The organism is Ruegeria halocynthiae (assembly GCF_900106805.1).
Taxonomy (GTDB): Bacteria; Pseudomonadota; Alphaproteobacteria; order Rhodobacterales; family Rhodobacteraceae; genus Ruegeria; species Ruegeria halocynthiae.
The window spans coordinates 90,195-115,511 of record NZ_FNNP01000005.1; the positions used below are offsets into that span (position 1 = coordinate 90,195).

Annotated in this window: 26 protein-coding genes and 1 riboswitch; of the genes, 10 read left to right on the forward strand and 16 right to left on the reverse strand. The window is 57.6% G+C overall.

Annotated elements, in window-relative coordinates; genetic code table 11:
• The first annotated feature begins 30 nt into the window (after positions 1–30).
• Together BLU89_RS14040 and BLU89_RS14045 are read left to right on the forward strand one after the other, a co-directional pair.
• Positions 31–951, forward strand: a complete 921-nt coding sequence (locus BLU89_RS14040; RefSeq protein WP_074737468.1) for a hypothetical protein — start codon at positions 31–33, stop codon at positions 949–951.
• Positions 952–977: 26 nt separating this feature from the next.
• A complete protein-coding gene (locus BLU89_RS14045) occupies positions 978–2,534 on the forward strand; it encodes a phosphate ABC transporter substrate-binding/OmpA family protein (protein WP_074737469.1) in 1,557 nt (518 codons plus the stop codon).
• A 3-nt stretch (positions 2,535–2,537) separates the two neighbouring features.
• On the opposite strand, the gene radC is transcribed toward BLU89_RS14045, so the two are convergent.
• From radC to dnaK, 13 genes are all read right to left on the reverse strand, one after another.
• The gene (gene radC / locus BLU89_RS14050; RefSeq protein ID WP_074737470.1) at positions 2,538–3,293 is read right to left on the reverse strand and encodes a RadC family protein; all 756 of its coding nucleotides are present in this window, start codon (positions 3,291–3,293) and stop codon (positions 2,538–2,540) included.
• Between the two features lie 35 nt (positions 3,294–3,328).
• Positions 3,329–4,063 (reverse strand): ABC transporter permease, encoded by a 735-nt coding sequence (locus tag BLU89_RS14055; protein ID WP_074737471.1) that lies wholly within the window; start codon positions 4,061–4,063, stop codon positions 3,329–3,331.
• The gene (locus BLU89_RS14060) at positions 4,060–4,785 is read right to left on the reverse strand and encodes an ABC transporter ATP-binding protein (protein WP_074737472.1); all 726 of its coding nucleotides are present in this window, start codon (positions 4,783–4,785) and stop codon (positions 4,060–4,062) included. The genes BLU89_RS14055 and BLU89_RS14060 overlap by 4 nt, the downstream gene beginning before the upstream one ends.
• Positions 4,782–5,456 carry a thiaminase II gene (gene tenA / locus BLU89_RS14065; protein WP_074737473.1) on the reverse strand — a complete coding sequence of 225 codons (675 nt, stop codon included), beginning with the start codon at positions 5,454–5,456 and terminating at the stop codon, positions 4,782–4,784. Before tenA ends, BLU89_RS14060 begins: the two co-directional genes overlap by 4 nt.
• Positions 5,453–6,388 carry an ABC transporter substrate-binding protein gene (locus tag BLU89_RS14070; protein WP_074737474.1) on the reverse strand — a complete coding sequence of 312 codons (936 nt, stop codon included), beginning with the start codon at positions 6,386–6,388 and terminating at the stop codon, positions 5,453–5,455. Before BLU89_RS14070 ends, tenA begins: the two co-directional genes overlap by 4 nt.
• 20 nt (positions 6,389–6,408) lie before the next feature.
• Positions 6,409–7,374, reverse strand: coding sequence for a HesA/MoeB/ThiF family protein (locus BLU89_RS14075; RefSeq protein WP_083347762.1), 966 nt, complete (start codon positions 7,372–7,374; stop codon positions 6,409–6,411).
• A complete protein-coding gene (locus tag BLU89_RS14080; protein WP_074737476.1) occupies positions 7,371–7,967 on the reverse strand; it encodes a thiamine phosphate synthase in 597 nt (198 codons plus the stop codon). Before BLU89_RS14080 ends, BLU89_RS14075 begins: the two co-directional genes overlap by 4 nt.
• Entirely contained in the window at positions 7,964–8,728 is a 765-nt protein-coding gene (locus BLU89_RS14085) for a thiazole synthase (protein ID WP_074737477.1), read from the reverse strand. The genes BLU89_RS14080 and BLU89_RS14085 overlap by 4 nt, the downstream gene beginning before the upstream one ends.
• A 2-nt stretch (positions 8,729–8,730) precedes the next feature.
• On the reverse strand, positions 8,731–8,925 hold the full coding sequence (gene thiS, locus BLU89_RS14090) for a sulfur carrier protein ThiS (RefSeq protein WP_074737478.1): 195 nt from the start codon (positions 8,923–8,925) through the stop codon (positions 8,731–8,733).
• Positions 8,909–9,886, reverse strand: a complete 978-nt coding sequence (locus tag BLU89_RS14095; protein WP_074737479.1) for an FAD-dependent oxidoreductase — start codon at positions 9,884–9,886, stop codon at positions 8,909–8,911. The genes thiS and BLU89_RS14095 overlap by 17 nt, the downstream gene beginning before the upstream one ends.
• Entirely contained in the window at positions 9,883–10,686 is an 804-nt protein-coding gene (gene thiD, locus BLU89_RS14100) for a bifunctional hydroxymethylpyrimidine kinase/phosphomethylpyrimidine kinase (protein ID WP_074737480.1), read from the reverse strand. Before thiD ends, BLU89_RS14095 begins: the two co-directional genes overlap by 4 nt.
• Positions 10,687–10,734: 48 nt before the next feature.
• A riboswitch (TPP riboswitch) is annotated at positions 10,735–10,841 on the reverse strand.
• A 247-nt stretch (positions 10,842–11,088) separates the two neighbouring features.
• A complete protein-coding gene (gene dnaJ, locus BLU89_RS14105; protein WP_074737481.1) occupies positions 11,089–12,237 on the reverse strand; it encodes a molecular chaperone DnaJ in 1,149 nt (382 codons plus the stop codon).
• Between the two features lie 74 nt (positions 12,238–12,311).
• Positions 12,312–14,219 carry a molecular chaperone DnaK gene (gene dnaK, locus BLU89_RS14110; protein ID WP_074737482.1) on the reverse strand — a complete coding sequence of 636 codons (1,908 nt, stop codon included), beginning with the start codon at positions 14,217–14,219 and terminating at the stop codon, positions 12,312–12,314.
• 215 nt (positions 14,220–14,434) lie between these two features.
• Between dnaK and BLU89_RS14115 the strand changes: the two genes are divergently transcribed.
• Positions 14,435–15,037 (forward strand): alpha-ketoglutarate-dependent dioxygenase AlkB family protein, encoded by a 603-nt coding sequence (locus BLU89_RS14115; protein ID WP_074737597.1) that lies wholly within the window; start codon positions 14,435–14,437, stop codon positions 15,035–15,037.
• A 58-nt stretch (positions 15,038–15,095) separates the two neighbouring features.
• Here the strand turns inward: BLU89_RS14115 and BLU89_RS14120 are convergent, their stop codons facing one another.
• Positions 15,096–15,917 carry an ABC transporter permease gene (locus tag BLU89_RS14120; RefSeq protein ID WP_074737483.1) on the reverse strand — a complete coding sequence of 274 codons (822 nt, stop codon included), beginning with the start codon at positions 15,915–15,917 and terminating at the stop codon, positions 15,096–15,098.
• Between the two features lie 123 nt (positions 15,918–16,040).
• Here BLU89_RS14120 and cysQ point away from each other — a divergent pair, with 123 nt between their 5' ends.
• The 7 genes from cysQ (at position 16,041) to BLU89_RS14155 (ending at position 23,932) form a co-directional block, all read left to right on the forward strand.
• Entirely contained in the window at positions 16,041–16,838 is a 798-nt protein-coding gene (gene cysQ, locus BLU89_RS14125) for a 3'(2'),5'-bisphosphate nucleotidase CysQ (RefSeq protein ID WP_074737598.1), read from the forward strand.
• Complete coding sequence (locus BLU89_RS14130; RefSeq protein ID WP_074737484.1) at positions 16,838–17,638, forward strand: 3-deoxy-manno-octulosonate cytidylyltransferase family protein; 801 nt, start codon at positions 16,838–16,840, stop codon at positions 17,636–17,638. The genes cysQ and BLU89_RS14130 overlap by 1 nt, the downstream gene beginning before the upstream one ends.
• Positions 17,635–18,618, forward strand: coding sequence for a UDP-glucose 4-epimerase GalE (galE, locus tag BLU89_RS14135; protein ID WP_074737485.1), 984 nt, complete (start codon positions 17,635–17,637; stop codon positions 18,616–18,618). Before BLU89_RS14130 ends, galE begins: the two co-directional genes overlap by 4 nt.
• A gap of 2 nt (positions 18,619–18,620) precedes the next feature.
• Positions 18,621–19,661: a glycosyltransferase family 2 protein gene (locus BLU89_RS14140; protein ID WP_074737486.1), complete on the forward strand. Its 1,041-nt coding sequence runs from the start codon at positions 18,621–18,623 to the stop codon at positions 19,659–19,661.
• Positions 19,662–19,808: 147 nt separating this feature from the next.
• Positions 19,809–20,795 carry a glycosyltransferase family 2 protein gene (locus BLU89_RS14145; protein ID WP_074737487.1) on the forward strand — a complete coding sequence of 329 codons (987 nt, stop codon included), beginning with the start codon at positions 19,809–19,811 and terminating at the stop codon, positions 20,793–20,795.
• A complete protein-coding gene (locus tag BLU89_RS14150; RefSeq protein WP_074737488.1) occupies positions 20,792–22,492 on the forward strand; it encodes a DUF5927 domain-containing protein in 1,701 nt (566 codons plus the stop codon). Before BLU89_RS14145 ends, BLU89_RS14150 begins: the two co-directional genes overlap by 4 nt.
• A 6-nt stretch (positions 22,493–22,498) precedes the next feature.
• Complete coding sequence (locus tag BLU89_RS14155) at positions 22,499–23,932, forward strand: nodulation protein NodH (RefSeq protein ID WP_074737489.1); 1,434 nt, start codon at positions 22,499–22,501, stop codon at positions 23,930–23,932.
• Here BLU89_RS14155 and BLU89_RS14160 read toward each other — a convergent pair whose 3' ends face one another.
• Both BLU89_RS14160 and BLU89_RS14165 read right to left on the reverse strand, forming a co-directional pair.
• Positions 23,933–24,451, reverse strand: a complete 519-nt coding sequence (locus BLU89_RS14160) for a L,D-transpeptidase family protein (protein ID WP_074737490.1) — start codon at positions 24,449–24,451, stop codon at positions 23,933–23,935.
• Positions 24,452–24,515: 64 nt separating this feature from the next.
• Entirely contained in the window at positions 24,516–25,301 is a 786-nt protein-coding gene (locus tag BLU89_RS14165) for an ion transporter (RefSeq protein WP_074737491.1), read from the reverse strand.
• Positions 25,302–25,317 lie beyond the last annotated feature (16 nt).

The window sequence follows — 25,317 nt, forward strand, 5'->3', positions numbered from 1 at the left end:
CGACTCGCTCCTTCAACTGGGGAGGGTGTCTTGTTTGTAATTAAGAACTACGTGACCACGGGTGGAACCGTTGCCTGTGCCCTGGCCATCGGGTATCTGATGCAAAGCGGATCGGCGCAACAACGCGGCGCTGAACCGGGCGCTAAACGCGTGGCTTCGATCTCGGAACAGGAGACCGGCCTAGCCGGACTCGAAAGCGTTGTTCTGACCTCTTCCTCCCCAACGGAAGCGCGCAATGAAATCTTGCCCGAACCCTCGGCCCCGACCCCAGAACAAAGCCATTTGCCGTCTAATTGTGATCTGAGCGCGCGCGCTCTGGCAGTGCCCGACGCCCAAGTCCGGCTGCGGGTCAAAGCCCCTTGCAACCCGGACGAAACCATCGAGATTCATCACAACGGGCTGGTTTTCAGCACCAAGACCGATGCGCTTGGCGGCTTGAACCTGACTGTCCCAGCGCTGTCCGAATACGCCATTTTCCTGATCTCGTTGCCGGACGAAAAAGGCACGGTTGCGACAACCCACGTACCCGAAATCAACAGCTTCAACCGGATTGCGCTACAATGGCAGGGTGAGACCGACCTGCAGCTTCATGCGCTGGAATTCGGCGCCGGCTATGGAGAAGAAGGCCATGTATGGTCTGGGTCCGACACCAGCGGAGCAGGTTCGGTGATACATTTGGGTCAGGGCGGTTCGGACGCCGCCCGCAAAATCGAGGTCTATTCCTTCCCGATTCAGTCTGCGACAGAGGCGGGAACGATCGAATTGTCGGTAGAAACCGAAGTCACCAAGTCAAATTGCGGCAAGGCTTTGAACGTGCAATCGCTGGAATGGCGCGCCGATCAGCGCCTTCGCTCGCGCGATCTGTCGCTGGACATGCCCGGCTGCGAGGTCGTGGGTGATTTTCTGGTGTTGAATAATCTGTTCTCAGACCTGACAATCGCCGCCAAATAGGCAGCAGGCAGGTCTACGGTCTTCTTATGAAAATTTTTCGTGCGGCGCTGGCCGCGCTTTTCACCCTGTCGTCGGTTCAGGGTGCCACCGCGCAGGACATCATTCTGACTTCGCATGACGGCAAAGTCGAAGTGGTCGGAACCCTGCTGGGATATGATGGCGAGTTTTACCGTGTCGATACTCGGTTCGGCGAGCTGACGGTCGATGGATCAGGCGTCACCTGTGACGGGCCTGCCTGTCCCAGTCTGATCGATTTTGTGGCCGAAATCCGGTTCTCGGGCTCATCTGTGATGGCCGATACTCTGCTGCCCGCACTGGCAGAGGGATTTGCCGCACAGGAAGGATTGACTCTATCGTCGCCTGACAAGATCGGGGAACAGCATGTTTATGCGCTGCATCACCCGGATCGTCAGCCCCCGCTGGCCCGGTTGATGTTTCAGGCAACGGATACGGCCAAGGGCTTTGCCGATCTGGCTGCAAACACCGCAGATATCGTGCTGGCGCAACGTGAGATTCGCCCTGATGAACTACAGCTGACTCGTGATGCTGGCCTGGGTGATCTGACACAGGCGCGCCGATCACGCGTATTGGCGCTGGATGCGATGGTGCCAGTTGTCGCGGCAGACAACCCGGTGCGGCAAATCTCATTGGCTGATCTGGCTAAGGTCTTTGCGGCCCAGATTACCAACTGGGCCGAGCTGGGCGGCCCCGACGCCCCGATAACCCTGCATCTACCACAGGCCGGATCAGGCCTGGTTCAGTCGGTCGAGGATGTGCTTCTGTCCCCTGCCAATGCACAGATTTCCAAAGAAATCTCGCGCCATACACGCAGCAGCGATCTGGACCGCGCGGTTGCCGGCGATCCGTTCGCCATCGGCATCGCCAGCCATGCCGAAGCCAGAAAGGCGCGCGCTCTACCTTTGACGGGAGGCTGCGGTCATGCGTTGACCGCTACGCGGCAATCGGTGAAGACCGAGGATTATCCGCTGACCTCGCCCATGTTCCTGTATCTGCCTCAGCGGCGGTTGCCACGAGCCGCACGTCAGTTTCTCGCCTATATCCAAAGCAATGCAGCGCAGATGATCATCCGGCGGGCGGGGTTTGTTGATCAGTCGCCTGAAACCATTCGGGTCGGTCTTCAGGGTGATCGGCTGGCCAATGCTATTAGCACCGGCGGAGCCGAGGTGGGGTTGGAAGAGTTGCAGCGAATGATTGAAACGCTGCGCCCGTTGTCACGACTGTCATTGTCATTTCGGTTCGAAGCCGGATCATCGCGGCCCGATGCTCAGTCGCGCTCCAACATCCTGCAACTGGCACAGGTACTGGAAAGCGGAACACTCGATGCCCGCCAGCTGACCTTTATCGGGTTCAGTGATGGCGAAGGCGCGGCCACTGCCAACGCGCGTATTGCCTTGCAGCGTGCCAAAACGATTCGCAATTCGGTACTTGCCGCAATTGAAACCAGCATCCCCGACAGCATCGAAATCGCTGTTGACGGCTTTGGCGAGGCCATGCCCATGGCCTGCGACGACACAGAATGGGGTCGCAAAGTGAACCGCCGGGTCGAGGTTTGGATCCGTTAGCCGTTACAGATACGCTTGCGCGCGAAAGCTGAGCTCGGTCGATTTGCCGATTATCAGGTGATCGTGCAAGGTCAGCCCCAGCGCCGAACATGCGTCCTGCATCCGGTTGGTCATGTCGATATCCGACTGCGAGGGCGTGGGGTCCCCGGACGGATGGTTATGCACCAGAATCAGGGCCGACGCATTGAGTTCCAGCGCCCGCTTGGCAACTTCGCGCGGATAGACAGGAACGTGATCCACCGTGCCCTTGGCCTGCTCTTCATCCGCGATCAGGACATTCTTGCGATCCAGATAAAAGACGCGGAATTGCTCGGTCTCACGATGCGCCATCGTGGTGTGGCAGTAATCCAGCAATGCGTCCCAACCCGAGATCACATGACGTTGCATCACCCGCGCGCGGGCCATGCGATGGGCGCAGGCTTCAAGGATTTTCAAGTCCGTGATCACCGTATCTCCCACGCCCTTGATCTGGCGCAGCCGGTCTTCGGGCGCTGTCAGAACACGGTTGAAATCGCCAAACGCATCCAACAGCACCCGCGCCAGAGGTTTCACATCCTGGCGCGGGATTGAGCGGAACAGGACCAGTTCCAACAGTTCATAATCCGGCATCGCGGACGACCCGCCGGTCATGAACCGTTCGCGCAGCCGCTTGCGGTGGTCTTTGATGTAGGAGGGTAACCGACCACTCGGCAGCGGCTGCGCCGGCGCTTCGTCCGTATCAAACAGCATAGGGGCTTCGGCAAAGGCGTCCTGTGTCATAGGTTCATCCTGACGCAGAATCGGTTTCCGAATGGTTAACGCGCCTCCCCCGCCATCCGGGCCGTTGCGCGCCGAACAAACATGTGCAGCAAGATGGAAAACACACCCAGTGTCAGCATCGCGGCGAACATCAGATCCGTCTTGGCGCGACCATTTGCCAGCAGCATCAAATAGCCCAACCCTTGCGAGGAACCGACCCATTCACCAATCACCGCGCCGATGGGGGCGTATACCGCCGCAAGACGCATCCCCGAGGCCAGCGCAGGCAGAGCTGCAGGAATACGGATATGCCACAGTACGGCACGCGGGCTGGCCTGCATCGTCCGCGCTAGGTCCAGAAAACCGGGCGGCGTCCGCATCAACCCGTCAAAGAAGGATGATGTGATCGGGAAATAGATGATCAGCACCGCCATCGCGACCTTTGACCAGAGACCGTAGCCCAGCCATAAAGTCAGCAGCGGTGCCAGTGCAAAAACCGGCAGGGCTTGGGTGAATATGAGCATCGGTTGCACCAGGACGCGCGCAGCCCGAGAGTTGGCGAGTTGCAATGCGGTCACCACGCCCAGAAGCGTCCCACAGCACAAGCCGATCAACACTTCGATGGCGGTGATCCATGTATGTTCGGCAATCAACCATCGACTCTGCCACCAGGTCTCGGCAACTAGCGCCGGGCCCGGCAGGATGAATTTCGGCAACCCGGTCATACTGACGATCGCTTGCCAGACGGCGAGCGCAAAAATTGTTGCTGCTAGCGCTGAAAGGAATTTCATGCCGCCTCTCGCAGCAGTTTCAGCAGCGCGCCTTGCGTTTCCAACGTCTCAAGATCGTCTACATGGCGCGGTGCAGGTGCCTTTGGCGGGTCGCAAGGGGTCAGGCCCAGTTGAGTCATTACGGTGATCGATTGACCCAGACGCGCAGCTTCGGCCGGATCATGTGTGACCAACAGAACCGTGCGTCCTTGCAAGGCTTCAGCGGCAAGGTCCTGCATGTCGGCACGGGTGCGAGCGTCGAGGGCCGAAAACGGCTCGTCCAGTAGGACGATGGGGCGATCCTCCATCAATGTGCGGGCCAGGGCCACGCGTTGGCGTTGTCCACCGGACAATTCGGCGGGTTTCTTGGCCATGTGATCCTGCAGCCGCATCCGTTCGATCAACCGGTCGCGACGGTCCAGATCGACGACTTCGCCCCGTAACCGCGCACCTAATGAGACGTTCTGCACCACCGTCGCCCATGGCAACAGAAGATCATCCTGCGCCATATAGGCCACCCGATCGGGCACAGACTGCCCATCACTGGCTGCGATCTGGCCCGAGAATTCAGCCCCTGTCTCCAACCCCGCAATCAGCCGTAGAACAGTGGTTTTGCCAACGCCCGATCCACCCAACAGACAAGTCCACGCCCCCGCCCCGATGGTCAGGGTCAACGGCGCGAACAAGGTCACGCCATTGATCGTGGCGGTGCCGCTGAAGGTCAGATCGGGCGCAGGTGTCACGGCGTCAGGCCCATTTGCCAGAATTTAACCTCGAGCTCGGTCGCCGTGCGGAAGGTCTGGCACAAGCGATCCCAGCGCGGAGAGACTTCAAACTCAACGCCAATCCGTCTCGTTAGAGCCTGATCAAGCAATTCTCCTACCGCTTCACACGCGCCTTGATAGTCCTCGCTGGCATAGGTTTCGATCCAGTTGCGATAGGTCTCGGACGTCACCTCAGAGGCGAGCCGAGTACCAATCTCACCATAGCCCATCACACAAGGTGCAAGTGCGGCCAGCAGATCAAGCAGATCACCGCTGTACCCTGCTTCCAGCACAAAGCGGGTATAGGCAAGATTCTCGGCCCGTTCAGGAGTGGCGAACAACTCTGCCTGCGAAATACCGGCGGTCTTGCAGATGCCGATATGCAGCTGCATCTCTTCGCTGATCAGCCCGTTTACCGTCCGCGATGCAGCCAGCATTTCTGAATGCGTTTCGGATTTCACCACCGCCAGCGCCCAGGCGCGGGAGAAGTGGATCAGAAACACATAATCTTGTCGCAGATAGTGCAGGAAAGCCTGGCGCGGTAACGTTCCATCTTTGATACCTTCAACAAAGGCGTGACGGGTATACGCCCGCCACGGGTCCTGCGCTGCTTCGCGCATCAGCGCGAACGCCCTGCCATAACTGCTCATTGCGCGGTCACATCGATGGCGATGTTGCTGACCGGGTTCAGGCTGGTGATCATGCCGCTGTCCTTCAGGAACGCTTCGAACCGTGCATACCGGCCTGCATCAAGGCCCGCCGGACGCAGGGCGAAACGGGGCAGCGTATCGACCCAGGCACGAGCGTTCAGCTCATCCTGCAATTCGGCCGAGGTGGCGGCGAAAATCTCCCAGCTTTCCTCGGGGTTGTTGACGATGTATTGCGTCGCCTTCTCGGTTGCGTCGAGAAAACGGGCGATCAAGTCAGTGTCCATGGTGTCGGGATTGGCAACATAGATCAGTTCGTCATAGGGCGGGACACCTTCTTCTTCGATATAGAAGCACCGGCCCGCGACCCCTTCGATATCCATCTGGTTCAGCTCAAAATTCCGAAACGCTCCGATCACGGCGTCCACCTGTCCAGTCATCAGCGACGGGGACAGCGAAAAGTTGACATTGATCAGCTCAATCTCGTCGAGGCCGATATCGTGCTGACCCAGCAGAGTGGTCAGGATCGCCTCTTCCACACCGGCAACCGAAAAACCGATTTTCTTGCCACGCAAATCGGCAAGCGATCTGATCGGACCGTCTTCCAGAACTAACAGACAGTTCAACGGAGTCGCAATCAGCGTGCCAACGCGCTTCAGCGGCAGGCCCTCGTGAATCTGAAGGTGCAGTTGGGGCTGGTAGGACACGGCCAGATCAGCCTGACCAGACGCCACCAGACGCGGCGGGGCAGACGGGTCCGCCGGTGGGATGATTTCGACCTGCAGCCCTTGATCCGCAAAGTACCCGTTTTCCTGCGCCACGATGATCGGTCCGTGATCGGGATTGATGAACCAGTCCAGCAGGACGGTCATCTTGTCCTCGGCCCAGGCAGGCGCTGCGACCATCAGGGCAATAGCGGCAATCAGTTTCTTCATGTCTCGCGTTTCCTTTTCACTCACGAGGTTGAGGCCGCGACGAGGACAATCTCGCCCGGCCAATCCGGTTGGATGCGTTCAGCCACGCGCCAGGCGCGCAAGCCAGAGGTGCAACAGAGTGCCAATCTTTTGCCTTTGTTAGAGTCGATTAATCGTAGATCTTTCGGCAATATTCGCTGTGCATTCGGGTGTAGTGGGATGGGTGCTTCATTCGCATCTCGCAGATCGACAATCTGATCGTCTGCGCTCAGTTGGCTGGCCGAAAGAAACCGGAAATAGCTGTGTGGCTCGGGCGCCTCGTCGAATCTGAAGCTCCTGCTGCGCAGAGTACGACCTTCATATTGAACCATCTGACCGAGGGGGGAAGGATGAGCCCCCAGAATCAGGTTCAACGCCATCTGCGCCTGCATCGCGCCGACGACACCCACGACCGGAGCCAAAACACCCGCCGTGGCGCAGCTGGCCCCGCTGTCGGGCGCATCTGGGAACAACGCGCGCAAAGACGGCGCGCCACCGCAAAAGCCACCAACATATCCCGACAGGCCAAGAACCGATGCGCTGATCAGGGGTTTACCCTGCTCCAGACAAGTATCCGAGAGGATATAGCCGGCCGCATAGCTATCTGCGCAGTCAAGGATCACATCCGCCTGTTCGACAAGATTGGAAGCGTTTTCATTTGTTAGAGCCTGCTTTATGTCGATCAGATCAATCTCGCCATTCAAGGAACGACAGCGATCTGCAGCAATCTCTGCTTTGGCCTGACCGCACTCTGCCTCGGCAAACAAGGTCTGGCGATGCAGGTTCGACAGATCGACGGTATCCCCGTCCACAATCGTGATCCGCCCTATCCCTGCCCCAGCCAGCAGTGGCAGAACCGGCGCAGCTAACCCTCCTGCCCCCACCACCAGCACGCGCGCCGAGGACAGGCGCGCCTGACCCTGAGTCCCGACCTCAGGCAGCAACATCTGACGAGCGTAGCGGCTCATCTTGTGACCTCGATCCATTGGCAGACACGGGCCTCGGGGTCGTCGTTCAGGGTTATGTCCGTAACGGCTGAAACGATGTCCGCACCAGCCTCAAGCACACCCGGCGCACGCTCCACGCTCAGGCCGCCAATACCGACCAGAGGGATACGACCAACTCGCTGCTTCCATTCCGTCACACGGGGCAGACCCTGCTGATGCCATTTCATCTTTTTGAGAATGGTCGGATAGACTGGCCCCAGCGCGACATAGTCGGGGTCCATTGCCAGTACACGTTCAAGCTCATCATCGTCATGGGTCGATACGCCCAGCTTCAACCCTGCCTTGCGGATCACATTCAGGTCGGCACCCTCCAGATCCTCTTGCCCCAGATGAATCCAGTCACAACCCAATTCGATGGCCAGTTGCCAATAGTCATTCACCACCAGCACCGCACCGTGCGAACGGCAAAGATCGCGCGACACCAAAATCTGCGCGCGCACAACGTCTTCGGGCTGGTCCTTCACCCGCATTTGCACCAGCTTGACCCCCAATGGCAGCATTGACCGCAGCCAATCCGAATGGTCAAAAATCGGATAGAAGCGATCCAGCATCATGACAGGAACGCCTTTCCGATCACCGGGGTCGAGGGTTCTGCCATATCGCGTGCCTCGATCGGGTCGGCCTGATACGCCAGCTGGCCAGCTTTGACGGCGCGTACCATGGCGCGGGCCATCATGGCGGGATCTCCGGCTCGGGCCACGGCGGTGTTCACGAGAACCGCGTCGTAGCCCAGCTCCATCGCCCGAGCCGCATGGCTGGGCAACCCGATCCCCGCATCGATCACCAGGGGTACATCAGCAAACTCGGCCCGCATTGCGCGCAAGGCGTATTCGTTGTTCAACCCGCGTCCCGACCCGATGGGCGCCCCCCACGGCATCAGCACCTCGCAACCGGCCCCAAGCAAGCGTTCGCCCACAATCAAATCGTCAGTGGTATAGGGAAAAACCTGAAAGCCATCTTCGGTCAGGATGCGCGCCGCTTCGACCAGTTGAAACACATCCGGTTGCAAACTGTCCGTGTGGCCGATCAGTTCCAGTTTGATCCAACGGGTACCGAACACCTCGTGCGCCATATGAGAAGTGGTCACCGCCTCTTTCACCGTGTGGCAGCCAGCGGTATTGGGCAAAATTAGAACGCCGAGATCCTGTATCATTTGCCAGAAGGTCTGCCCGGCACCGGATTCCCGCCGTAACGACACCGTGGCAACCGCAGCACTGCTTTTACGGAACGATTGCTCGAGAATTGCCGGGCTCGGATATTGCGCCGTGCCCAGCATCAACGGATTGGGCAGTTTGGTGCCATAAAATGCCTTCATCCTCAGCCCCCCTGCATCGGGGCGACGACCTCAACCCGGTCGCCGTCGGTCAGTTTGTGGGCAATGCGCAGGTTTGAGGCCACAAACGCCTCGTTCACAGCGGTGGCAACAGCACCTGAATAGCCGCATTCCTCAAGCAGGTCTGAAAGGGTTTCGGCGCGCACATTGCGCGGCTCGCCATTAAGCACGATCTTCATCAATCATCTCCGAATGTTTGTTTTCCAGGGCCAGATCGACCACACCCCGAGCCAATGCAGGCGCCAGCAAGTACCCGTGCCGATACAACCCGTTGGCATAGATGGTCCGGCCCAGGCGCCGGATGCGAGGCAGGTTGTCAGGGAAGGCCGGACGAAGATCGACACCGATTTCCAACACCTCGGCCTCACCGAAACCCGGGTTCAGGGCAAAGGCCGCGCTGAGCAGTTCCAGCATCGAACGGGCGGTTATGCGGCCACTGTCCTCGGATTCGATCATCGTCGCACCCAACATGTAGATACCGTCACCACGTGGCACGATGTACAGCGGCAATCTGGGGTGCAGTAGACGGACCGGGCGCGTTAGCGCCACGTCGGGGCAACGGATTACCAGCATTTCACCTTTTACGCCGCGCAGATCATGCAGCACATCGCGCGCATACAAACCCCGGCAATCGATGGCATTCTCAAGACGGCTGGGCGCGAGCTTGCGATGAAACTCGACACCGCTTTCGCGCAGTTGGCGGCAAAGATCACCAAGCGCCTGACGCGGATCCAGATGGGCCTCGGCCCGAAAGTAGAGGCCATTGCTACAAGCATCTAGATCAGGCTCTAATAAGGTTATTTCTTCCCGATTGACGTCGATAAATCCCTCGGTTCGTCGGGCAAATCGGCGCAGGTCCGGCAGGTCTCGAGCTTTGGCCACAACCAAAGTACCACGATGATGTAACTGGGTTCGGGCGGCCCACCAGTCTATGGCACATTGACCGAGCCGCAGCACCGGTTCTTCAGCATTTTCGTACTCGCACCATGGCGCCAACATGCCACCCGCCCACCACGAGCAACTATGCGGACCCGGCAGACCCCCGGGATCGAAGACCTGCACCTTTTCACCACGCGCGATCAGCTCACTGGCCACCGCCAAGCCCGCAACGCCCGCCCCTATAACCGACCAGATTGTCATGCGGGCCAAACCCGGTAAAAATGATGCACAGGCCCGTGGCCCTGCCCGATTTCAAGGTTATCCGCCTGCGCAATCGCCCCTTGCAGATACTCATGCGCTTGTGCAACCGCCTCTGTCAGCGGCAGGCCTTTGGCCAATCCGGCGGCAATCGCAGATGACAGAGTGCACCCTGTGCCATGGGTATTCTTTGTATTCCGACGCGGCGCCTTTGTTTCTGCGATCACCCCAGAGGCATCAACCAATATGTCATGGCATGTTTCCCCGGAACTGTGCCCGCCCTTCATCAACACGGATTGCGCGCCAAAGCCGCAAAGCTCCATACCTTGCAAAATCATGTCTTCGGTCGACCCGGCGCTTTGCCAGCCCAGCAGGCGTGCGGCTTCCGGCAGGTTCGGGGTCAAAACCGTTGCGCGTGGCAGCAATATATCTCGCAGTGTCTGCACCGCTTGATCTGCAAGCAGCGGGTCACCCGATTTCGCGACCATGACCGGATCAAGAACCACTGGGCCATCAAAGACAACGATAGCATCTGCGACGGTGTGAATAATTTCTGGGGTTGCCAGCATTCCGATCTTGATGGCCCGGACATCCAGGTCAGCCAATACTGCCGCCACTTGTGCTGCGACAACATCCTGCGGAATGCTATGAACCGCTGTTACCACCTGCGTGTTTTGGGCGGTCACAGCGGTGACAACGCTGGCGCCGTACACGCCCAAAGCCGACATGGCTTTAAGGTCGGCCTGAATTCCAGCACCGCCGCCGCTGTCTGACCCGGCGATTGTCAATGCGATTGCTGCCATTTGCGCGCTCCATCTGTATTGGACAACGGAGCACGGAAAAAACGCTTGGCGTGTTCTAAGACCGTTCCCTCCGCCGGTATTGCCCGGATCAGGTTCGATGGGTTAGCGCATCCACGCCTCTCAGCCCTTCAATCAGGGCACCCCAACGGTTGAGGCGACATTCTCAGACGCCAGATTGAAAATCAAGGAAGAAACAAACCCAATTAAGGCCAGTCCATATGATAGAGTATGGCCAAGCGTTTGGTGCATTTATGGGAAATTGCGAGGCCTGGCCTCGTGCTCCGGGATATATATAGCCAGATGAAGTACGGCCCCCCCTGCTTCATCTGGGCAAAAGATTTCCGGGTGAGACGCGGCTTGTCGCGGCAGGGGCAATGCTGCCTTGTCAGGAGAAGAAGCTGATTAGCCCTTCATTCCGTCCCAAAAGGACTTCACAGACGAGAAAAAGCTTTTTGATTCCGGATGGTTATCCTCACCCAGATCGTCAAATTCCTGCAGCAATTCTTTCTGGCGAGCGGTCAGGTTGACCGGGGTTTCCACCGCGAGTTCGATAAACATATCGCCGATGCCGCCACCACGCAGGGCTGGCATACCTTTGCCGCGCAAACGCATCTGACGGCCTGATTGGCTGCCTGCGGGAATCTGAACACGGCCGCGGCCACCATCGATTGTGGGAACTTCGATCGAACCACCCAGAGCGGCCTTACCCATACTGACCGGGACGCGGCAATAGAGATTCACGCTGTCGCGTTCAAACAATTTATGCTCGGACACCTCGACAAAGATATAAAGATCGCCTGGAGGGCCACCGCGCATACCTGCCTCGCCTTCACCAGCCAAACGGATACGCGTTCCGGTTTCAACGCCCGCCGGAATGTTCACAGACAGCGCTCGATCTTTTTCAACCCGGCCAGCACCACCGCATGATTTACAGGGGTTCTTGATGATCTGACCCAAGCCCGAACAGGTCGGGCAGGTGCGTTCAACAGTGAAGAAGCCTTGTTGTGCTCGGACCTTGCCCATGCCGGAACAGGTCGGGCATGTGGTTGGCTCTACGCCGCCTTCGGCCCCGGTACCCTCGCACGACGAACAGGCAACGGCGGTCGGGACGTTGATGGTTTTCTGCAGGCCTGCATAGGCCTCTTCCAGTGAAACCCGCAGGTTATAGCGCAAGTCCGAGCCACGTGCGGCGCGGCGTCCGCCACCCCCACGCTGGCCGCCCATGAAGTCACCGAACAGATCGTCGAAGACGTCAGAGAATGCGCTGGAGAAATCGCCCTGGCCGCCGAAACCACCACCGGGACGGCCACCGCCGCCCATGCCGTTTTCAAACGCGGCATGGCCAAAGCGGTCATAGGCAGCTTTTTTGTCGCCATCACGCAGAACATCATAGGCCTCGTTGGCCTCTTTGAACTGCGATTCGGCGTCCGGATTGTCCTTGTTGCGATCGGGATGCAGTTCCTTGGCTTTCGTGCGAAAACCTTTCTTGATTTCATCCGCAGAAGCGCCCTTGGACACGCCGAGCACTTCGTAATAGTCGCGTTTGGACATCAGTTCTTCCTTCTGCCTCAACGTAATCGGGCCGGCCCGGCAACCGGACCGGCCCTAATTGGCCCGGTTACCCGTTAGTTACGCTTTTCGTCGTCCAGATCTTCGAACTCGGCATCAACGATGTCATCATCACCCGGCGCTTCATCAGCAGCTGCGGGCTCTTCTTCACCCTCTTCTGCCTGCGACTTGTAGATGGCTTCACCCAGCTTCATGGCCGCTTCGGTGACGTTCTGGATACCCGACTTGATCTTGTCGGCGTTCTCGGTCTCCAACTCGTCCTTCAGGGCCGCGATGGCCAGCTCAATGGCTTCGACGGTCGTCGGATCGACTTTGTCCGAATGTTCTTCGACGGACTTCTCGGTCGAGTGAATCAGGCTTTCCGCCTGGTTCTTCGCCTCGATCAGTTCACGGCGCTCTTTGTCCGCCTCGGCATTCTCTTCGGCGTCCTTGACCATCTTGTCGATGTCTTCATCCGACAGGCCACCAGATGCCTGAATGGTGATCTTCTGCTCTTTGCCGGTGCCTTTGTCTTTGGCCGAAACCGAAACAATGCCGTTGGCGTCGATGTCAAAAGTCACCTCAATCTGAGGCATACCGCGCGGTGCGGGCGGGATTTCTTCGAGGTTGAACTGACCCAGAATCTTGTTATCCGCAGCCATTTCGCGTTCCCCCTGGAAACAACGGATGGTCACAGCGTTCTGGTGGTCCTCGGCGGTCGAGAAGACCTGAGACTTCTTGGTCGGGATCGTTGTATTGCGATCGATCAGGCGGGTGAATACGCCACCCAGCGTCTCGATCCCCAGCGACAGCGGGGTCACGTCCAGCAGAACCACGTCTTTGACGTCGCCCTGCAGAACACCGGCCTGAATGGCGGCGCCCATGGCAACAACTTCGTCCGGGTTCACACCTTTGTGCGGCTCTTTACCGAAGAACTTGGTGACCTCTTCGATCACCTTCGGCATCCGGGTCATACCACCAACCAGAACAACCTCATCAATGTCACCAGCCGACAGGCCCGCGTCTTTCAGAGCAGCCTGACAAGGCTTCATCGACTTCTTGATCAGATCACCTACCAGCGATTCCAGCTTGGCACGGGTCAGTTTCATGACCATGTGCAGCGGCTGACCGTTCGAGCCCATCGAGATGAACGGCTGGTTGATTTCGGTCTGCGAGGTCGAGGACAGTTCGATCTTGGCTTTTTCAGCGGCTTCTTTCAGGCGCTGCAGCGCCATCTTGTCTTGCGACAGATCGACACCGTGTTCCTTTTTGAACTCATCCGCCAGGTAGTTGACGATGCGCATGTCAAAGTCTTCACCACCCAGGAAGGTGTCGCCGTTGGTCGATTTGACCTCGAACAGGCCATCATCGATTTCCAGAATGGTCACGTCGAAGGTACCGCCACCAAGGTCATAGACCGCGATGGTTTGGGTTTCTTCCTTGTCCAGACCATAGGCCAGAGCGGCAGCTGTCGGTTCGTTGATGATCCGCAGCACTTCCAGACCGGCGATTTTACCGGCGTCTTTGGTCGCCTGACGCTGAGCGTCGTTGAAATAGGCCGGAACGGTGATGACCGCCTGTGTGACGTCCTCACCCAGATAGCTCTCGGCGGTTTCCTTCATCTTACCCAGAGTGAAGGCCGAGATCTGGCTTGGGGAGTATTTTTCTCCGCGGGCTTCAACCCACGCGTCGCCATTGCCGCCATCTACGATAGCGTACGGAACCATTTTCTTGTCTTTTTCGACCTCCGCATCATCCACGCGACGACCGATCAGGCGCTTGACGCCGAAAATCGTGTTGTCGGGGTTGGTGACCGCCTGACGTTTTGCAGGCTGACCGACCAGACGCTCATTTTCGGTGAAGGCGACGATCGAGGGCGTAGTTCTCGCCCCTTCTGCGTTTTCGATGACCTTCGGCTGCGAGCCGTCCATGATGGCCACACACGAGTTTGTGGTTCCGAGGTCAATCCCGATTACTTTTCCCATTTTTGCAATCCCTTTCTCTTCAAGGCGATGTCCCGAGGCCGGGACCCGTTATGGCATCCCTGCCCCGATCTGTTGTGCACGAATGGCCCTACACCATCGCGCGTCCCGGCGTATATAAGGGCGGGATCAGGGGCCTGCAAGCGGTCAGAATCGCAGGTTTTCGGGATTCTGCAGCCTTTTTTGGCAAGGTTTTGGCAAGGAATGGGGATTCTTCAATGGCGCAGCTGCTTTTGCGCGGATTTGACATCCGGAAAGGCCATTTGGATACGGCCGCACAAGCAGGTCTGATTGAGCTGTTGCGCCCGATTCTGAAAGCTGCACCGCTTTATCGGCCCATCATGCCCTCGGGCAAGGAGATGTCGGTTCGCATGACCTCGGCCGGGGCGATGGGTTGGGTCACTGATCGGGCGGGGTATCGGTATCAGGACACGCATCCCAAAGGTATGTCGTGGCCCGCAATCCCGGATAAAATCCTGACAATCTGGCAGAACCTGACCGGGGCAGATCGCCAGCCTGATTGCTGCCTGATCAACTATTACGGCGAAGGCACAAGAATGGGCCTGCATCAGGACAAGGATGAAGCCGATTTTTCATGGCCCGTGCTTTCGATCTCATTGGGGGATGATGCCCTGTTTCGCATCGGCAACACAACGCGCGGCGGCAAGACCGAATCGATCTGGCTGAATTCAGGCGATGTGGTGATCATGGGCGGCCCAGCCCGACTGTCCTATCACGGGATCGATCGTATCAGGTTCGGATCGTCCCGTCTGCTGCCTAAGGGTGGGCGCATCAACCTTACATTGCGAGTCGCAGTGTGAAGCGCATTCCAAAAAAGTGGAAACCGGATTTCGGAACAAATTGCGCGAACGGCATAGATCAGCGACGCGCATCCCAGCTTTTTGAGACGTGTTTGCGCGTATAGAATTCACCCAGCAATCCGATCATGGTCAGGACAATCCCGACCCAAAGCGCATATTCCCAGCTGGTATTGCGCGGAAAGTAGTTGCGAAACACGAACCCCCGGCATTGATCAATGATGTGAAACAGCGGGTTCCACGCGAACATGGTCAGCATGAACCCACCCAAAGCGTTGCCAACGAACATCTTGCCCGAGAACACCATATTCATGCGGCGATAGGCATTTGTCAGGATCTCAACCGTACTGGGAAACCAGGGCTTCAGCGCCAATAGAACCAGCCCTACCGAACATCCCGAGAACCAAGACAACACCAGCATCCCGAACGCGCCACCGGGGTCATGAATCTCAAGCGGTGTGACCGCCACACTGTAGACAAACAAGATCACCAGGATCGAGGCAAGCTGCGTATAGAATGTACCGAATGCGGCCGCCGCCAACATCACCATCATGGTCATTGGTGAATGCAAGGTCATCGGATTGTTGCCCGATCCAACGCCAGCAATTGAGGTGGCCGACTTGATATTTGTTATGAACAGAAAGACGCCCGAGAGCAGGAACAGAATGAACTCTCCCCTGATCTTGGCGATACGCGTACCCATGAGCGACAGCAGAAGGTAGAACGCCCCAGCGATCACGACCACCTGAAGTATATTTATCAGGATCGCCATCACCGCATTCGCGTGCTGCGACCGGATATTACGTACAACCGCATGAAATATCAGCTCGGCCGTGGTAAAGACCCCGCCCAGCAATGATTGATTTCGCTTATAGTGAAACACTCGACCGTTCTTTCCTGCTCATGTCACCTGCAATATGGCACGAAATTCTTGCTGTTCCGTATCCGCCGCATCATAAGTCCGTCAGGTGCCTTGATCAACAAACCACAGGAACGGAGCTTTTTTGTGACCTATGACGCCCTAATTCCCGTCATCCGACGGCTGGCTTTGCAGGCAGGCGACAAGATCATGCAGATCTATGAGGCGGATGATTTCGATGTCAAAGTCAAATCCGATTCCAGCCCCGTGACCGAGGCGGATGAGGCCGCGGATGCCCTGATCTCGGCCGGGTTGCGCGAAGCCTTTCCCGATATCTTGCTGGTGACCGAGGAACAGGCAGCCACACATTCGGAAAAGGGCGAGACTTTCCTGATCGTTGATCCGCTGGACGGCACCAAAGAGTTCATCAATCGCCGCGGTGATTTCACTGTAAATATCGCGCTTGTCGAAAACGGCGTGCCGACGCGTGGTGTAGTTTACGCACCTGCGCGGGGTCGGATGTTCTATACACAAGCCGATGGGCAAGCAGTCGAGGAAACCGGTCCATTGAACAAAGATAAAGCCGGTCACGTGACGCCGATATCAGTCTCTAAACCAGACAATTCGGCGCTTTTGATCGTTGCGTCCAAGTCGCATCGAGATCAGGCGACCGAGGATTACATCAACAAATATCAGGTGCGTGACAGCAAAAGCGCGGGGTCGTCGCTTAAATTTTGCTTGGTCGCGACGGGTGAGGCTGACCTCTACCCTCGGGTCGGCCGCACCATGGAATGGGACACTGCCGCAGGCCACGCCGTTCTGTCCGGGGCTGGCGGAGATGTCGTGCGCTTTGACGACCATTCACCACTGACCTATGGCAAAGACGGCTATGCCAACCCGTTTTTCATCGCCTATGCTCCGGGCGTAGACCTGAAGGAAGCCTGATGTCTGTACTGATCGCTATTCCCGCCCGCTATGCTTCGACCCGCTATCCGGGCAAACCTCTGGTGCCGCTGACCGGTGCCAATGGGACCAGCATGACCCTGATCGAGCGGTCCTGGCGTGCGGCCATTTCAGTTTCAGGCGTGGATCGCGTGGTGGTTGCAACTGACGATGACCGCATTCGCGAAGCGGCAGAAAGTTTCGGAGCCGAAGTCGTGATGACCTCGGATACCTGCCGAAATGGCACCGAGCGTTGCGCCGAGACCCATGCGTCACTGGGCGGTGATCATGAGATCGTCGTCAATTTGCAGGGTGATGCACCGCTGACGCCGCATTGGTTTGTCGAAGATCTGATCTCGGGCCTGCGCAATGCACCTGATGCGGGTGTCGCCACCCCGGTCCTGCGCTGTGACGGTAACGCCCTGAACGGGTTGTTGAATGATCGCAAACATGATCGCGTCGGCGGCACAACGGCCGTCTTCGGCAATGATCATAGTGCGCTCTATTTCTCGAAAGAGGTGATCCCATTCACCTCTGATATCTATGCTGGCGCCGATCCCACCCCAGTCTTTCACCATGTCGGGGTATATGCCTACCGCCCTGATGCGCTTGCGGCCTATCCGTCCTGGCCAAGTGGTCCGCTGGAGACACTGGAAGGCCTTGAACAGTTGCGCTTTATGGAGAACGGTCGCAAGGTTTTATGCGTCGAGGTCGAAGCCAAAGGCCGCCAGTTCTGGGAGCTGAACAACCCGCAGGACGTTGCCAAGATAGAAGAGATGATGACCGCAATGGGGCTTGAATGACCCATATTCTGGTCACCGGCGGCGCAGGTTATATCGGCTCTCATGCCTGCAAGGCATTGGCGCAGGCGGGCTACGTGCCCGTGACCTATGACAATCTGGTCACCGGTTGGCAGGATGCGGTCAAATTCGGCCCGTTCGAGCAGGGCGACCTGCTGGACCGCGCGCGCCTGGATGAGGTGTTCGCCAAGTACCAGCCCGCCGCCGTGATGCATTTCGCTGCCCTCAGTCAGGTGGGCGAGGCGATGTCGGAGCCCGGCAAATACTGGTCCAATAATGTAACCGGATCATTGACACTGATTCAGGCAGCGGTGGATGCGGGGTGTCTGGATTTCGTCTTTTCCTCGACCTGCGCCACCTATGGTGAGCATGACAATGTGGTATTGGACGAGGCTTCCCCACAATACCCGTTGAATGCCTATGGCGCCTCGAAACGCGCAATTGAGGATATCCTGCGCGATTTCGAGTCCGCCCATGATCTGAACCATGTCATCTTCCGCTACTTCAACGTGGCCGGGGCCGATCCGGAAGCCGAAGTTGGCGAGTTCCACCAGCCCGAGACCCATCTGGTGCCGCTGATGCTGGATGCCATCGACGGCAAGCGGGATGGATTGACAGTATTCGGCACCGATTACGACACGCCCGACGGGACCTGCATCCGCGATTACGTGCATGTCTGCGATCTGGTTGATGCACATGTTCTGGGGCTGAAGTGGCTTGAGGCGGGCAAGGGCTCTCGTGTGTTCAATTTGGGCACCGGGTCAGGGTTTTCGGTGATGGAGGTGATCGAGCACTCGAAAATTGTCACCAACCGCGTCGTACCCTACAGCATCGGCCCTCGCCGGACCGGAGATTGCACACGACTGGTTTCAGGTTCGATCCGCGCCGAAGATGAGCTCGGTTGGAAGCCAGAACGCTCAACGTTAGAGACGATGATCACCGACGCCTGGCGCTGGCATCAGAATGGCAACTACCGAAAGTGAACATGGAAGATCAGCCGCTAACTTTGGTGCAACGCTACAAGCTGCGCCTGAAACGCAAGCGGCTTTTATGGCGATCCTTTCTAAGCCGTCATCAACTGGCGCCCATTGCCAACAAGACGCAACAGATCACACCAGGAACAATCCTTGCCTTCACTACCTTGCGCAACGAAATCGATCGATTGCCGTGGTTTTTTCAGCATTATCGCGCGCTGGGCGTAGATCACTTTCTGATAGTCGACAACGGCAGCGATGACGGGTCGGTTCCATTTCTATTGGAACAGCCGGATGTATCGCTGTGGCAGACCACCGCAAGCTATCGCGCGTCGCGCTTTGGGCTTGATTGGCTGACCTGGTTGCAGTGGAGATACGGGCACGGACATTGGACACTAATGATCGATGCCGACGAGTTGCTGGTCTACGCCCACCACGACACAGGCACGCTGCACGATCTGACTGCGTGGCTGGACGCAAACGGGCAAAAGGCCTTTGGCGCGCTGATGCTGGACCTCTATCCCAAAGGTCCTTTGGACGCGCAAAGCCATGATCCGAAATCCGATCCAACCAGTGTTCTGGGCTGGTTTGACCCCAGCCCGTATCGCGCGCAGCGCCAGATGCCGATGGGAAATCTGTGGGTCCAGGGCGGAGTGCGCGAGCGGATGTTCTTTTCGGAACAGCGTCGGAAATCCCCAACGCTCAACAAAATCCCTCTGGTCCGGTGGTCGCGACGTATGGCGTATGTAAACTCGTGTCATTCCGCCCTGCCCCGGTCGCTGAACTTTGCCTATGACGGACCGGACGGTCAGGCCCCCTCGGGTGTATTGCTGCATACGAAATTTCTGCCCGAGGTCGTCGAAAAGTCGCGGATCGAGAAACAAAGGCGACAGCATTTTCACGACCCTGATCAGTTTGGCACCTACTATGACGGGATCATCAATGGGCCGGATCTTTGGTCGCCGGAGTCTGTTGAACTGCGTGATTGGCAACAGCTGCAAGAACTGGGTTTGATGAATGCGGGCGGATTTCAGGCCACAACGGGGAAGTAAACCGGATTTAAACCCGTTGCCTCGCAAGGTATTGAGATGTCATAAAACGGTAATCACCCGGCACCACTCAGGCCTCAGGCGGCCCCGGGCAGACGCGCATATCAAAAAAGGTTGGAAATCCGCGTGAGCCTTTTGGATTCCTATCGCATGAGATTGCGGCGCAAGCGCCGACTGTTGCGATGCCTGCGCAAACGACGCGATCTGAATGCGGTGCACGACAATACTGCCGACATAAAGCCAGACGACATTATGTTGATGAGCGTGATGCGGAACGAAAAGATCCGTCTGCCCTATTTTCTGGAATATTACCGCAAGCTGGGCATCAACCACTTCCTGATCGTGGACAACAACAGCAACGACGGCACCCGCGAATACCTGAGCAGTCAGCCCGATGTCTCGCTGTGGTGGACCGATGTAAGCTACAAGACATCGACCTACGGGTTGGACTGGTCGAACTATCTGCTGCGCAGCTACGCCCACAGCCACTGGGTGCTGACCGTCGACCCCGATGAATTCTTTATCTATCCCTTCTGCGACACCCGGCCGATCCGGGCGCTGACCGATTGGCTGGATGATACCGGTGTGCGAAGTTTTGGCACCATGCTGATCGACATGTATCCCGAGGGTACAGTCGAGGACACCCAATACAAGGAAGGTCAGAACCCCTTTGAGGTCGCGCCCTGGTTCGATGCGGGCAACTACATGATTACCCGCAATCCGACATACCGGAACCTTTGGATTCAAGGCGGTCCGCGCGCGCGCGTATTCTTTCAGGACAATCCGTCAAAGGCGCCGGCTCTGAACAAGATACCGCTGGTTAAATGGCACCGGCGCTACGTCTATGTCAGCTCAACACACGCGCTGCTGCCGCGCGGGCTCAATCAGGTCTACGAGGAACAAGGGGGCGAGAAGACCAGCGGTGCGCTGCTTCATGCCAAACTGATCGACACATTGGGTGAAAAGGCACGGGAAGAGCTTCAGCGCGGGCAGCACTATGGCGCATCAGGCGAATACAAGGCCTATGCCAGTCAATTGGAGGACCGACCAGTATTCCGAAACAAATGGTCCGAGAAGTACATCAACTGGCGACAGCTTGAGATTCTTGGGCTGATGTCAAAAGGGAACTGGGCATGAACAGCCTGGGTATCGTGATGCTGGTGCACACCGCTCTGGACCGGGTTGAGCAGGTGGCGCGCCACTGGACCGCTTCGGGTTGTCCTGTGGTGATCCATGTGGACCGCAAGGTGGAAGAACCAGCCTATTCCGATTTCGTGGCAGCCTGCGCCGATGACCCGCTGATCCTGTTTTCGCAACGGCATGTCTGTGAATGGGGCAGCTGGGAAATCGTCGCCGCTTCGCAATCCGCCGCCGCCCTGATGTTGGAGAAGTTCGCGGATGTCCGGCATGTCTATCTATCCTCGGGTGCGTGCCTGCCGCTGCGCCCTGTTTCCGATCTGATTGACTATCTGGCTGATCGCCCCCGGGTCGATTTCATCGAAAGCGCCACCACGCGGGACGTAAGTTGGACCATCGGCGGGCTGGATCTGGAACGGTTCACCCTCCGGTTCCCGTTCTCGTGGCGTAAACAGAGAAAACTGTTTGATTTTTATGTGCGTCTGCAACGCGCTCTGGGACGTCGCCGGGCAATCCCCGAGGGTCTGGTGCCGCACATGGGCAGCCAGTGGTGGTGCCTGACGCGCCAAACACTGTCGGCCATCCTTCAGGACCCCAAACGCAAAGATTATGATCATTATTTCCGTCGGGTCTGGATACCGGATGAAAGCTATTTCCAGACGCTGGCGCGGCTCTATTCCACCCATATCGAAAGCCGGTCGCTAACCCTGTCGAAATTCGACTATCAGGGCCGACCTCACATGTTCTACGATGATCATTTGCAATTGTTGCGCCGGTCCGACTGTTTTGTGGCGCGCAAGGTCTGGCATCGGGCGGATCGATTGTATCAGGCGTTTCTGGCCGATCAGGACAGTGCACTGACCCCAGCCGAGCCCAATCCCGGCAAAATTGACCGCGTGTTTTCCAAAGCGGTCGAGCGGCGCGTTTACGGGCGGGACGGGCTGTATATGCAAAGCCGCTTCCCTCGCGCTGCCACCGAACGCAGCCTGACCGCATTCCCCTATTCCGTGTTTCAGGGTTTTACAGAACTGTTCGAAGATTTCGAACCCTGGCTCGCAAATGCCACCGGCGGACGGGTGCACGGGCATCTGTTCGATCCTGATAAAGCGCACTTTGCCGGGGGTGAAGCGCTGATAAACGGCGCTCTTACCGATTGCGCCAAGCTGCGCGACTATAACTCGTCAGCCTTCCTGTCGAACGTCATCTGGAACACAAGGGGTGAACGACAGTGCTTTCAGTTCGGGCCAACGGATACTCAGAAAATCTACGAGTTTCTGGCGCGGGACCAAAATGCTCAGATTGCCGTAATCTCAGGGGCATGGGCGGTTCCGTTGTTCCGCTCGAACCTGAACTTTGCCGATATCCGGGGCGAGGCCGCCCGTTTGCAGCAGATCGAGACCAAACAGCTCAAGCTTCTGGACGCCGCCCGCGCAAAATCACGTATCCGAATCTGGACGATGGCAGAGTTCGTGGAATCCCCGATGGAGCTGCTGCAAACCGTTCTCGAAGATATGGGCGCCCCGCAACCCACGCATCTGACCGAGGCGCCCACGATGGTCGATCTCACCGGGTTCGGAAAGTTCCTGCAGAACCTCAAGAACCAGGGGATGCATCCCTATCTGATGGGAGATTTTCCGGTGAATGACGTATTCGGCGCGCAGGCCAAATCGTTCAAAAAACCCTATCTGGTGCAGTAGCGCAGTATGACCCGCCGCTTCGATTATTTCATTATTCTGGCTGATATGCGCACCGGGTCAAACCTGCTGGAATTGCATTTGAACACGATGGCAGACGTCACCTGTCACGGAGAAGCGTTCAATCCCTACTTTGTCGGCCTACCAAAACTGGATGAGGTTCTGGGCTTTACTCTGGAAGATCGCGAACAGGACCCGCTGGCCCTAATTGATGCGATCCGAAACGCGCCGGGTGAGATGAACGGCTTTCGCTTCTTCAGTGATCACGATGCCCGGGCTCTCGAACCTGCGCTTGATGATCCGCGATGTGCCAAGATCATCTTGATGCGCAACCCGCTGGACAGTTACATCTCGTGGAAGATTGCCTTGGAAACCAAGCAGTGGCGGCTGGTGAACATCAAGCAGCGGCGCGAGGCGCAGATCACATTCGACACCGGGGAATTCGCTGACCAGCTTGATCAACGGCAGGAATTTCAGCGAACCATTCTCAGGCATCTGCAAACCACCGGGCAGACCCCGTTCTATATCGACTATGGCGATCTGAATGATCTGGACGTTCTGAACGGTCTGGCGGCGTGGCTGGGGGTCAGTTCCCGTCTTGAGGAACTGAACCAACACCTCAAACGTCAGAACCCGGCACCGGCCCTGTCGAAGGTTACCAATCCGGACGAGATGGAACAGGCAATGTCGCAGTATGACCGGTTCAATCTGCATCACATCCCGAATTTCGAACCACGCCGGGGGCCAGCCGTTTCACGTTATGTTATCGCGGCACAAACACCACTGATGTACCTGCCCGTGCGCGGCGGCCCCGAAGCAGAGGTGACACAATGGCTTGCTGATCTGGACGGGGTGGACCTCAATGCTCTGATCACCGGACGCAACCAGAAACAGACACGACAATGGATGCAATCCCATCCCGGCCATCGCAAGTTCACGGTGCTGCGCCATCCGCTGGCGCGCGCCCATGCCGTGTTCTGCGAACGTATCCTCAGCACCGGCCCCGGCGCCTATGTGAGCATCCGCAATATGCTGAGCAGGCGGTATAACGTACCGCTTCCAGACAAGGGGGATCAAAGCGCCTATACGCTCGATCAGCATTACGAGGCATTTTCGGCATTTCTGGGGATGCTGCGCAGTATTCTGGCGGGCCAGACCCCAATCCGCGCTGATGGAGAGTGGTGCGGCCAGTCACAAACGCTCGAAGGTATGGCCGGTTTCACCTTGCCCGACCTGATCCTGCGCGAGGATGAGATGGCAACCGCCTTGCCTGAGCTTGCCCGCCGGGTCGGCCACACGACCCCGCCAACCCCTGCGAAGACCGGGGTGGAGGCGCCGTTTTCACTGGCCCAGATCTATGACTCGCAACTCGAAACCCGGGCGATTGAAGCATACCAGCGTGATTACACTGTGTTTGGGTTTGGCGATTGGAAACCGCTGTGATCAGGGGCGCAGGGTGATGACCGTGCCCTCGTTCACCATCGCATAAATCTCTTCGATCTCGTCATTCTTGACGGCGATGCAGCCCGCAGTCCAATCCGGCGTTTTCTTCGCACGTTTGAACTCGGATCGCAGATTGGGCTGCCCATGAATGAAGATGTCGCCACCGGGATCAACACCAGCGGCCACGGCCTTTGCCCGGTCTGCTGTGTTTGGGTACGAAATACCCAGCGACAGATGATACCGGCTGCGTGGATTGCGGCGGTCGATCAGATACGTGCCTTCGGGGGTACGGCCATCGCCTTTCTTGTTTTTTGTGCCGTTGGGCGCAAAACCCAATTCGACGTCGTATTCCCGCAAAATCTGTTCATTATGCATAAGATAGAGCTTTCGCGCGCCCTTATTGATGACCATTGAGGTCACCTCGGGCCCGCGGTACGAAAGAAATCTGGGTTTGGCTGAAGCACATGCCGATAGACTCAGCGTTGCCACGGCCCCCAATCCAAATACTCGACGATCCATTATTTTCACTGCCTACTGCTCTTTTTATTGCTTACTATTATGCCAGAATTGCGCAAAACTTAAATCACTTTTTGATGTTCGCCTGCCCGATCAGGCGTTGCTCGATCGCTTCCAGCCGGATCAGTACTTCGTCGCGATAGGCATCGGTCTTGACCTCATCCTCAGCATGGTGTGCGTCCTGCATCGAGTTAACGATCAGGCCGACCAGCAGGTTCACAACCGCAAATGTAGTCACCATGATGAAAGGCACGAAGAACAGCCAGGCGTAAGGATAGACCTCCATTACCGGGCGGACGATGCCCATCGACCAGCTTTCCAGCGTCATGATCTGGAATAGCGTATAAGCCGAGAGGCCCAGATCGCCGAACCAATCTGGGAAGGTTCCCGAGAACAGTTTGGTTGAGATTACGGCGCCGATATAGAACAGGATTGCCATCAGCAGGAACACGCTGGCCATACCCGGAAGGGCCGAGATGAAGCCCTCGACCACACGGCGCAGGCGTGGCGCAACCGAGATGACGCGCAGAACCCGCAGGATACGAAGGGCTCGTAGCACTGACAAACCAGCGCCCCCCGGTACCAGCGCAATGCCGACGATGATGAAATCGAAGATATTCCAACCATTGGTAAAAAACTTGCGCCCGGTGGCGACCAGCTTCATCCCGATCTCAGCGACGAAGATCGCAAGGCAAATGCTGTCGAGCGTCACGATCAGCGGACCCGCAGCCTCCATCAGCGTGGGCGAGGTTTCCATCCCCAGCAAAACTGCATTGAAGATAATGACACCGGTTATGAACCGCCCAAAGGCCGGAGCTTCGATCATTGTCAGCAGGCGTTGGGTAATCCCCATGCGGATGGTCCTTGTG